This is a genomic window from uncultured Bifidobacterium sp. (genome assembly GCF_949292005.1).
Taxonomy (GTDB): Bacteria; Actinomycetota; Actinomycetes; order Actinomycetales; family Bifidobacteriaceae; genus Bifidobacterium.
In genome coordinates this window covers 1-10,887 of sequence record NZ_CASEXV010000098.1, presented here as the reverse complement: position 1 = coordinate 10,887, position 10,887 = coordinate 1, and the positions used below count along the sequence as shown (strand labels likewise).

Sequence of the window (10,887 nt, the reverse complement as noted above, 5' to 3'; positions counted from 1 at the left end):
CCTCCAGGGATCAGGCAACTGCAAGGCGGCGGTGAACAACAACGTGGTATCCATACCCCCAAACTACCCGCCAGCCACCTCCACCCGACCAGCCCACCCACACCAAACAGCGAAAAGCCAATAACACTAAGTTCGGTCACATCCCCTCCGTGGGTCGTTTAACGCGTGAGCATTGTCGCTCACATGGAGGGTCAGGGGAGAAAGGCACTGGTGCAGCTATGAGAAGAGTTTCATGGAAGAAAGTGGGAATCACGGCGCTGTCGTCGATTCTCGCCGTGGGCATGCTGACGGCATGCGGGTCGTCGTCATCCAGTGGAAGCACGTCGTCTGGCAAAACAACCATCACGATCTTCAACTCCAAAATGGAGATCCAGGATCAGATGAAAACCATGGCGAAGGCGTATTCGAAGAGCCATAACGTCAACGTGGAGGTCTATTACTCAAGCGATACGGTATCCGCCCATCTGGCGACGAAGTACGCATCCAACGAGCCGTACACCATATCCATGGTCGATGCGAAGGATGTCTACTCGCTTGCCAAAGAGCACGCCGTCGACCTGAGCAGCCAGAAATGGGTTAAGAAGACGAAGTACGCCATCGCCATTAACGGCAAAACATACGGATTCCCGGTCAGCGTCGAGGCCAGAGGGTTGATATATAACGCCTCCGCGATCGAGAAGATTACGGGCAAGACGTTCAACCCCTCGGATTACAAGACGCTCACGGCGTTCAAGAAGCTGATCAAGCAGCTCAAGGCGGGTGGAATGGAGACCCCCACGGGAGTCCTCAAGGAGGACTGGTCCCTTGGAGCCCATTATCTGGCGCAGGTCTATGAGCAGCAGAAGAATCCAAGCTCGTTCGTCAAGAAGCTCCACGCGGGAAGCGTCGACCTCAACTCGAACGCGAAGTTCACTTCGCTGATGAACACCTTCGACGTCCTCAAGGACAACAACTACGCAGGGTCGAACGCCATCTCCGCTGAGCGCGAGGTCACCGAGCAGAAGCTCGCCGAAGGCAAGATCGCATTCATGTTCGGCGGAAACTGGGACTGGTCCGTCATCGACCAGTACAAGTACTCCAAGAACATGGGAATCATGCCCGTCCCGCAGAACACCTCGGACGGCGACAACACCAAGCTCACCGGAGGCGGCTCGAAGTACTTCTTCATCGACTCCTCCAGCAACACGTCCGACGCTCAGCGCACGGCGGCCGAGGACTTCCTCAACTGGCTGGTCTACAACAAGTCCGGACAGTCGTTCATCGTTAAGGACTGCTCGCTGGTCTCGCCCTTCACCAACAACAACCTCACGGTCTCCGATCCGCTGGGCAAGTCGGTGAAGAAGTACGCCAACGCGGGTAAGCTCATCGCCAACTACAACTACCTGCCGGACGATCACTACTCCATGCTCGGAGCCGATTTCCAGAAGTATCTGGCGGGGCAGGAGAGTCGCGCCGATTTCGCGAAATCCATAGAAAGCTACTGGAAGACCGCGAAGGTGTCGTCGGACAACTCGTGATTAGGCGGTTGTGAACTGGGTGCGGGGGTCTCGCTCCACGAGGTCCCGCACCCACCTGATAAATGGGAATTGCCATGAACATAATAGGTTGTCACATAAGGTAGGTCAGTATCTTGTGTTCGCGGGGCCGGCGGCCCTGCTTTTCTGCGCCGTGGTCGTGGGACCGTTCTTCTATGGGCTCTATCTCACCTTCACAAGCTGGGATGGGGTGTCCAAGACTAAGCCTTTCATGGCCTGGCAGAACTACGTCAGCACCTGGGCGGACGCGGTCTTTTGGCAGTCGTTGTGGCGGACGCTGATATACTCCGTCATCTCTGTCGTCCTGATAAACATCGTCGCCTTTCTTCTGGCTTATCTGGTCACGAATGGAATCAAAGGGCAGAACTTCTTCAGAGCGGGATTCTTCATCCCGAACCTCATCGGCGGAATCGTTCTGGGATATGTGTGGAAATTCGTTTTCAACCGCGCGTTCGTCGCCATCGGCGAAGCGTTGGGCAACAGCAATACCACGTCCCTGTTGTCGACTCCCAACGGAGCCCTGTTCTGTCTGATACTTGTGTCGGTCTGGCAGTATGCGGGATATATGATGCTCATCTACGTCGCGGGGTTCATGGGGGTCGACAAGAGCCTCAAGGAGGCCGCGCTGATCGACGGATGCTCGCAGTCGAAGGCCATGTGGCATGTGATCATCCCCCTTATGCGCGCCTCGTTCGTTCAATGCATCTTCCTGAGCACCACGCAGTGCTTCATGGTGTACGACCTGAACCTCTCGCTGACCAACGGAGAGCCATTCGGATCGTCGGTGCTGGCCGCGATGCAGGTCTACAACAAGGCGTTCGTCTACAAGAACTATGGCGTCGGGCAGGCCGAGGCCCTGGTGCTGTTCATCGTCTGCGCGGTCGTGGGCATGCTGCAGGTGTACTTCGGCAAGAAGGGTGAGGTGGAAGCATGAGTGCCAATCAGTCGAGCGCCACGTCAAGGCGTCGCGTGTCCCATGTGGTGCAGATGGTCGTTCTCATCCTCCTTCTGTTCTTCTTCATCGCGCCGTTCCTTCTGGTTGTGGTGAACGTCTTCAAATCGATGGATGACATCACTTCCAATCCGTTGTCGCTTATCGGGAAAAGCGGTTTCACGCTTGAGAACTTCCCGGACGCCATGGAGAAGATGAGCTTCTGGACGGTTCTGGGGAACTCCACGATCATCACGACCAGCGCCACCGTCCTCACGGTTCTCCTCTCGGCGATGGCCGCGTACGTCATCGTCCGCAACCCGCATTGGAAGCTCGGTGCCGTGTTCTTCGCCATGATGGTCGCATCCATGGTCATCCCCTTCCAGGTGCTCATGGTTCCGCTCGTGTCCGTGTACGGCGGCATCTTCCACGTGCTCAACAGCAGGGTCACGCTGATCCTGATACATGTCGGATTCTCCGTGTCCCTCGCCACCTTCATGTTCCATGGATCCATACGTACCAATATTCCAAGGGACTTGGAGGAGGCGGCGAGAATCGACGGATGCTCCACGTGGTCGACCTTCTGGAGGGTTGTGTTCCCGTTGCTTAAGCCGATGATCGCCACAGTGACCATCATCGACGCCATGGCCTTCTGGAACGACTACCTTCTTCCCTCGCTTGTCTTGGGCCTCGTGGGTTTGAGGCGGCCGGGCGCAATGCGGGAGAGGTGCCCCGTCCGCCCATGGTGGACGGGGCACCTCCATGTCCGCCGGTCACATTGTGGACGTTGGCTTGTGGCGGGATGGGGAACGGATCTAGGTTGTCTGGCAGTCGGGCCGGAAGGTCCGAAGGAACTTGAAGCCGAAAGGAGGTTCGCCGCGATGACTGGTGTTGTGTTCATGGTGGGGCGCGTATCGTGCGTCGACTCCACGGCGCGAATTATTAGCCCGTCTTCGTTGGCGGGCTGATTCGGCGATTGCGTCGGGCCCTGTCAACGGAGGCAGGGTTTCGACGGTGGTGGAATGTCATCGTCTGGTGGCCCTGCGGAAGTCGCGGGGCTTTTTTGTTGGCCCCGCGGGGCTGAATGTGACCAGAGCTCCTCAACCGCAACATGTCCATTCGGGATCGTCCCGGTGGAACGGATGGAGAGTGAAATGACAGCAGTGGAAGGTGTCGGGGAAGCCAGTCTTCCCTCGGCCGCGCGCAAACTGGCGACCATGACGCGTGATTCTGTGAGGACCGTGATCGCCGCGTCGATGGTGGGGACCGCCATCGAGTTCTACGATTTCTATGCCTATGGGACCGCGGCGGCGAATTATTTCCCCAAGGTCTTCTTCGGTCAGACGGGGGCCGCGGCGCTTATCGGTTCGTTGCTGACCTTCGCGGTGGCGTTCATCGCGCGGCCGGTCGGATCGCTTGTCTTCGGACATTTCGGCGACCGCATGGGCCGTAAGACGACACTGGTCGTCTCCCTGATGACGATGGGCGTGGCGACCTTCCTCATCGGATGTCTCCCGACCTATGCCATGTGGGGAGGATGGGCCGTGGTCGTCCTTGTGGCCTGCCGTTTCGTCCAGGGAATAGGACTGGGCGGCGAATGGTCGGGCGCGGCTCTGGTGGCCACGGAGAACGCCCCTGATGACAAGCGTGCCCTGTACGGATCATTCCCGGAGCTTGGCGCGCCCATCGGATTCTTCCTGTCGAATGGCACCTACTTCCTTCTGGAGACGTTCACGAACTCCGACGACATGCTGGCCTGGGGGTGGAGGGTGCCGTTCCTTCTGTCCGCGGTGCTGGTCGTTGTAGGCCTGATCGTCAGGGTGCGCATGGAGGAGACGCCCGTCTTCCGTCTGACCCAGCAGGAGAACAAGGTCGTCAAGGCCCCGTTGGCGGAGGTGTTCAGCAAGAGCTGGAAGCAGGTCCTGCAGGCGACCTTCCTCGTCGCCGTCACCTACACGCTGTTCTATACGCTTGCCACATGGTCGCTGGCTTGGGGAACGAAAACCGTTGAGCAGGGCGGCGGTGGACTGGGGTTCACCAACAGGGAGTATCTGCTGATGCTTATGGTGGCGATCTGCGTGTTCGCGGCGTTCATCGTGCTGTCCTGCATGTATGCGGACCGCATCGGCCGGCGGCGTGTGCTCATGTTCTCCTCGGTCGCGCTGGTCGTGTTCTCGCTGGTCTCCCCGTATCTGCTCATGGGATATAGGAACTTCGCGCAGGTGATGGTCTTCCTGTGCGTGGGATTCGCGCTTATGGGAGTGGCCTTCGGGCCCATCGGGGCGTTCCTGCCGGAGCTTTTCGAGGCCAACGTGCGGTATTCGGGATCCGGAATCGGCTACAACCTTGCGGCCATCGTTGGGGCTGCGTTCGTTCCCACAATCGCCACATGGCTGTCGCACAACTGGGGCGTTCGCTCCGTCGGACTCTATCTGGGAGTCATGGCGGTGTGCTGCCTGGTCGCCGTTCTGACGACGCCGGAGACCAAGGACACGGACTTCACTCGCTGAAGGCCGTGAATCCACTGGAAGGGAGGTGACACGCATGGTGGATGGCGTATTCGTTCGACTATTGAACAGCGCGGGTATCACGGGAATGTTTCCGGTATCATGGGCAACGGTTCGAGGACAAAATCCCCATGCAACAGCCGCAAGGCATGGATAGAAGATGATCGTGGCGCAGCGGCGGTGACAAACCGCCAGCGTGTCGGTCGCAAACGTAACAGCAACAAGACATTGCGAATGTAGGGCCGCCAAGGGGCGGCACACCAAAACAAGGAGTGCAAAGGATTATGACAGCTCAGATCTGGTACGAGAAGGACGCGGATCTTTCGGTGTTCGACGGCAAGAAGGTGGCCATCGTCGGCTATGGCTCGCAGGGACACGCCCACGCGCTGAACCTTCGCGATTCCGGCGTCGACGTGGTCGTCGGTCTGCGCCCCACCTCGAAGTCCGTGGCCTTCGCCAAGGAGCAGGGCCTTGAGGTCAAGTCCGTCGCCGACGCGACCAAGGAGGCCGACGTCGTGATGATCCTGGCTCCCGATCAGTACCAGGCGCAGATCTACAAGAACGACATCGAGCCCAACCTCAAGGAGGGTGCGGCTCTGGCCTTCGCCCACGGCTTCAACATCCATTACGGATACATCAAGCCCTCGGCCGACCACCCCGTGTTCATGGTCGCTCCGAAGGGGCCGGGCCACATCGTCCGTCGTGAGTACGCCGCGGGACGTGGCGTGCCGGTGGTCGTGGCCGTCGAGCAGGATCCCCGTGGAGACGGCTGGGCCATCACCCTCGCCTACGCGAAGGCTCTGGGAGCCCTGCGCGCCGGTGGCATCAAGACCACCTTCAAGGAGGAGACCGAAACCGATTTGTTCGGCGAGCAGGACGTCCTCATGGGCGGCATCAACCACCTCTGCGAGATGGGCTTCCAGGTTCTGACCGCGGCCGGATACCAGCCGGAGATCGCCTACTTCGAGGTGTTCCACGAGCTGAAGATGCTCGTCGACCTCGCCAACGAGGGTGGTCTGAACAAGGCCCGCTGGTCCTGCTCCGACACCGCCCAGTACGGCGACTTCACGTCGACAGTCATCGACGAGCACACCCGTGAGCGCATGGAGTACCAGCTCAAGCGCATCCAGGACGGCTCCTTCGCCAAGGAGTTCATGGAGGATCAGGCCGCCGGCGCCCCGAAGTTCAAGGAGCTGCAGGAGGAGTATTCCCACCCCCAGCTCGAGACCGTCGGGCCGAAGCTTCGCGCGATGTTCTCCTGGAACAGCGACAAGGCCGCCGACGCGGACGAGAACGAGTCCTTCACCGGCAAGATCGCCCGCGCCCAGGTTCAGTGAGCCGTCTCACGCCCGTTGGTCTCTGAGCTGATCGTTATCATGTGACGACCGGTTCGGACTTTCGACGATGCTCGGTTTCGAGGCCCCGACCCGCTATGGATCGGGGCCTCGAACCATTTCCGGGCGTCGTCGTTCCTGTGCCTCCGGCGTTCCTGTAACCTCCGTCGTCTCTGCCGTCCCGTTCTTCGGGCCGCCCGCAACCGGCGTCGGGACGCCATACCGGAATTATGACGGCCTCAGCGCAGCATGTCCTCGATCTGGGTGGGGCTGGATGGTACGGCGTGGCCGGAGGTGACGGTTCCCAATCCCGAGAGATACGCCTCGCGTCCGGCTTCGATCGCGTGTCTGAAGGCGCGGGCCATCATCGGGATGTTCCCGGCGCTCGCGATGGCGGTGTAGGCCATCACGGCGTCGACGCCCATCTCCATCGCCTCGGCCGCCTGGCTGGGCCTCCCGATTCCGGCGTCGACGATCACCGGAACGTTCGAATGGGCGACGATCACCTCGATGCCGTCGCGCAGGCGGATCCCCTTGTTCGAACCGATCAGGGACCCCATCGGCATCACGCATGCGGCGCCGGCATCCTGCAGCTTCCTGGCGGCCACGGGATCGGGGAACATGTAGGGCATCACCACGAAGCCCTCGTTCGCCAGCATCTCCGTGGCGCGGATCGTCTCGGCGTTGTCGGGGAGCAGATATCGCGTCTCGTGCTCGATCTCCACCTTGATGAAATCCGTCCCGCACACCTCGCGGGCCAGCCGTGCTATGCGCACGGCGTCCTCGGCGTTGCGGGCGCCGGAGGTGTTGGGCAGAAGGGTCACGCTGGATGGAAGGTAGTCCAGGAGGTTGTTCTCCGTGGTCCGGCATCGACGCAGCGCCATCGTGACGATCTGCGTTCCGGCCTCGCGGACGGTCGCCTTGATGAGATTGAGGTCGTAGCGGCCGGATCCGAGGATGAAACGGCTGGTGAAACGGTGCCCGGCGAGGATGAGCGGATCGTCGTCGCCTGTGGCGACCGAATCGTATGCGGTCGGGGACGGTTCGGGGAGCATGACCGTGTTCACTGCCGTTCCGACGAGTTCGTCCACGGGGACGTCCGTCGTCGCTTTTGTGGTGGAGGTCATGTCAGGCATCCTCCTCTCCCAAAATGATGCGGACGATCATATTCGCCTCATGGCAGGCGACCACTCCAACCCGGGGCGCCATAAGTCCCGCTCCGGGCAGGGGAGCCGTCTCCCCGTCTCCGCAGAAGTAGAAGTTGCGAGACACGCGTCGTGTGCCGATGAGGTTCGAGCTGCGGAATCCCGCCATTCCGGAGCCGCAGACCAGCTTATGGTCGGGAAGGCGCTCGAGGACGGTGTTGACAAGCATCGTTTTGTTCTCGGGAACGTCGAAGGCCTCGCAGATGATGTCGTCGTTTCCGAACAGCGGTTCGACGTTGTCCGGAGTGACCGTGGTGGTGTCGGTGGTGACCTCCAGATAGGGGTTGATCTGGGCCAGATTGGCTTTGAGCGCCGTGGTCTTGTGCCTGCCGAGGTCCTTCAGGAAGTATTGCTGGCGGTTGAGGTTAGTCGCGTCCACACGGTCGAAATCGACAAGATGCAGATGGCCGACGCCGATTCTCGTCAACGCCACGGCGATGGTCGATCCCAGCCCTCCTAGGCCGGCTATCGCCACACGGGCCGCGTCCAGCCGATGCTGGACCTCGGCGCCGTGCCTGTCGATCAGCGCGTTCCGGATCTCCGCCTCCGTGGCCAGGCTGCGCGGGTCGGGCATCGACTCGAAAACGTGTCTGCGGGCATCGGCGATGGTGGTGGCATCGGCGGTGTGGTTGTCGATGGCGGTGTGCGTGTCGGCTGAGGGCTCTGTGAATCCTTGGAGTTCCATCATCAGCCTCCCTGCACGAAGGTGACGATTTCCACGGTGTCCGTGCCCGACAGCGTCGTCTGCGCCCGCGCCGATTTTGGCACGATACGTCCGTTCACTTCCACGGCCACGCGGTCGGGCCGCAGTCCCCGCGAGATGATGAGGTCCTCGACGCCCACGGGGGTGTTGATATTTTGATGCTGGCCGTTGATGATCATGGCCCTATCCTTTCCAGGATGACGCGATTCGGCGGTTCAAACGGTCCGGGGCGGTTCATGTCCGGGTTTGGACCGTTGGAACGTTCCGGAAATTGCGAAAGGGGTCGGCGAAGGAACCGTACCCTGTGAGGTGGTGCGCCCCTTCGTCGACCCCTGACTGCGGCTTGATCCTTGCGCCGTTGTCGCGTGCGTCTTGTTGTGTGTCTGTTTTGCTGTTGTGTTATGCGCTTGAGCGGGAACGGGCTCCATCCCACGGGGGGTGGAACGCTGCGCGACGAGGAGACGTCGTCAAGGATGGCGCGGAGAATCGCCTAATCGTCCAGATGCAACTGTCATCCTTACGGCGGCATTACCCGCATCAAGTTGACGGTCGAAGTCTCCGCGACTTCCTCTCAGCCCGGTCTTCAGGGCTCCCGTTCGGTTGCGCTGACCAGCATAGGACGGGCCATACCCAAGTAGGACGGCCATGCCCAAGTGTTAGCGCCGCGTGCGCCGGGCCATGGTCTCGTAGCCCAGAAGAAGCGCGACGACCCACACTGGTCCCGCGATGGCTGCGATCACGTAATTGGAGGAGAAGCACATGAGCACGACCACAAGCAGAAGGAAGGCGAGGACCAGCCAGGGAGTGACCGGGGCGAACGGCAGAGGAAACCGCAGGGACGCGATGGCCTCGTCGCCGGTCCGTCCGGCCAGCTCATTTGGTCCGTCTCCGCGTCTCACGGCTCGACGGAAGTGCAGCTGCGTGATCATGATGATCCCCCAGTTGATGATTCCCGCGATGGTTGCGATGGACATCAGATAGTTGAAGGCGAAGGATGGCCAGAGAAACACCACGACGACGGCGATCACGGTGATCCCCGCCGATGTGAGGACTCCTGCGACTGGAACGCCGCGATGGTTGAGTTGGCCGAGATAGCGCGGCGCGTTGCCCTGCCTAGCTAGGGAGTAGAGCATCCGCGAGTCGGCGTAGAGACTGGAGTTGTAGACGCTCATCACGGCGGTGAGGCAGACGAAGTTGAGGATCCCCGCGGCGGCATGGATGCCCACGGAATCGAATATCTGCACGAAGGGGCTGCTGTTGCCGTCGATCGTGTTCCACGGCACAACCGCCATGATCACGCCCAGGGCGGCGATGTAGAACAGCAGGATACGCCATATCACGCCGTTGGTGGCCTTGGGAATCGTGCGTCGGGGGTTCTCGGCCTCCCCCGCCGTGATGCCGATCAGCTCGGTTCCGCCGAAGCTGAACATCACCACGCACAGCGCCATCGCCAGGCCCGTCCACTGGCCGTCCGCCGTCCTGCTCATCACGCCGTGGGGAAGGAATCCGCCTCCCACGGTGAACCAGTTCATGAACGACGGCGTGACCCCGGAGACCGTTGACAGGCCCAGCGCGATCACTGCGAGTCCGCCAAGCACCATGGCGGCGACGGCGGCGATCTTCACGATGGCGAACCAGAACTCGAACTCCCCGAACCGGCTTACTCCCAGAAGGTTCGCCGCGGTGATGAGGATAAGGAACACGCCCGCCGACACCCAGGCCGGGATGGAGGGGAACCAGTAGTTGACGAAGGTACCCACCACGGACAGCTCCACCATGGACACGAGGATGTAGTTGAACCAGTAGTTCCACCCGGACACGAAGCCCGCGCGCTTGGACCAGTAGCGGCTGGCGTAGTAGCTGAAGGCCCCCGCTTTGGGGTCCTCCACGCTCATCTCGCCCAGCGCGCGCACGATAAGGAATATCGCCGCTCCTCCGATCAGGTAGGCGATGAGTATGCCAGGGCCGGCCAGCTGGATGGACTCGCTTGATCCATAGAAGAGTCCCGTTCCAATCGCCCCGCCGAGCGCGATGAGCTGGATGTGCCGGTTCTTGAGCGTCTTGCTCAGCCCCGCGTCCTGCGGGCCGGCGTCCGTCGGCGTCTGTGATGCCTGGCTGGACCGCGTCGTCTTGGTGGCCATGATGTCCTCTCGTTTGTTCGGTCCTGTGCTTCTTGACCATGTGGTCGTGATGGTGCCAGGACACACTGTAGGCCGTCATGCGGATGGCATTGAGCCGTGGTTCGCGGCGAGGGGCTCAGAATGGTTTTTCCAGCTCGTTCAGTTGGGAGAACCTCTCATTGATCGCGGCTATGCGTGCGTCGCTGCCGGCTCCGCTCCGCATGTGGTGATCGACCGGCTGATTGGTCGTGACGGATCGCTGATGTGCGCGCGTGGCGGCTGAGTCCGCAAGCAGCGAGACGATGCTGAAGGCGGAGGTGAAGCTTGAGAGCACCCGGGAGGTGAGATCGATCTCGAAAAAGATGGCTTCGGTGAGTGCGGCGACGCCTCGAAGAGTGGAATCGCCGATCATGATCAATTGCACCTGATGGGAGTGCAGATTCTTCGCGAGTGGGGTGAAGAGCTGCGTGCGACGCCGCACGCCAAAAAGTATGGCGAGGTCCTGGTGGGTGAGGTCTTCGATCTCTTCTGAAATGCTCTGGCCGGGCTGGG

Annotated in this window: 9 protein-coding genes, 1 pseudogene and 1 riboswitch; of the genes and pseudogenes, 5 read left to right on the top strand and 5 right to left on the bottom strand. The window is 60.9% G+C overall.

Going from position 1 to position 10,887, the window contains the following annotated elements; genetic code table 11:
* Window positions 1-218 precede the first annotated feature (218 nt).
* The 5 genes from Q1X90_RS07460 (at window position 219) to ilvC (ending at window position 6,310) form a co-directional block, all read left to right on the top strand.
* Window positions 219-1,517 (top strand): ABC transporter substrate-binding protein, encoded by a 1,299-nt coding sequence (locus tag Q1X90_RS07460; protein ID WP_300768650.1) that lies wholly within the window; start codon window positions 219-221, stop codon window positions 1,515-1,517.
* Window positions 1,518-1,605: 88 nt separating this feature from the next.
* Window positions 1,606-2,469: a carbohydrate ABC transporter permease gene (locus tag Q1X90_RS07455; protein ID WP_300768648.1), complete on the top strand. Its 864-nt coding sequence runs from the start codon at window positions 1,606-1,608 to the stop codon at window positions 2,467-2,469.
* A complete protein-coding gene (locus tag Q1X90_RS07450) occupies window positions 2,466-3,434 on the top strand; it encodes a carbohydrate ABC transporter permease (RefSeq protein WP_300768646.1) in 969 nt (322 codons plus the stop codon). The genes Q1X90_RS07455 and Q1X90_RS07450 overlap by 4 nt, the downstream gene beginning before the upstream one ends.
* 186 nt (window positions 3,435-3,620) lie before the next feature.
* Window positions 3,621-4,976, top strand: coding sequence for an MFS transporter (locus tag Q1X90_RS07445; protein WP_300768645.1), 1,356 nt, complete (start codon window positions 3,621-3,623; stop codon window positions 4,974-4,976).
* A gap of 281 nt (window positions 4,977-5,257) precedes the next feature.
* A complete protein-coding gene (gene ilvC, locus Q1X90_RS07440; protein WP_300768643.1) occupies window positions 5,258-6,310 on the top strand; it encodes a ketol-acid reductoisomerase in 1,053 nt (350 codons plus the stop codon).
* A gap of 236 nt (window positions 6,311-6,546) precedes the next feature.
* Here ilvC and Q1X90_RS07435 read toward each other — a convergent pair whose 3' ends face one another.
* The 5 genes and pseudogenes from Q1X90_RS07435 to Q1X90_RS07415 all read right to left on the bottom strand — a co-directional run.
* A complete protein-coding gene (locus Q1X90_RS07435; RefSeq protein WP_300768641.1) occupies window positions 6,547-7,443 on the bottom strand; it encodes a thiazole synthase in 897 nt (298 codons plus the stop codon).
* Window positions 7,436-8,200: a sulfur carrier protein ThiS adenylyltransferase ThiF gene (gene thiF, locus Q1X90_RS07430; RefSeq protein WP_300768639.1), complete on the bottom strand. Its 765-nt coding sequence runs from the start codon at window positions 8,198-8,200 to the stop codon at window positions 7,436-7,438. Before thiF ends, Q1X90_RS07435 begins: the two co-directional genes overlap by 8 nt.
* Entirely contained in the window at window positions 8,200-8,394 is a 195-nt protein-coding gene (gene thiS, locus Q1X90_RS07425) for a sulfur carrier protein ThiS (RefSeq protein WP_300768637.1), read from the bottom strand. The genes thiF and thiS overlap by 1 nt, the downstream gene beginning before the upstream one ends.
* 316 nt (window positions 8,395-8,710) lie before the next feature.
* Window positions 8,711-8,821: riboswitch (TPP riboswitch) on the bottom strand.
* A gap of 50 nt (window positions 8,822-8,871) precedes the next feature.
* Entirely contained in the window at window positions 8,872-10,356 is a 1,485-nt protein-coding gene (locus Q1X90_RS07420; protein ID WP_300768634.1) for an amino acid permease, read from the bottom strand.
* Window positions 10,357-10,471: 115 nt separating this feature from the next.
* A pseudogene (locus Q1X90_RS07415) lies at window positions 10,472-10,887 on the bottom strand (hypothetical protein); the annotation flags it as partial.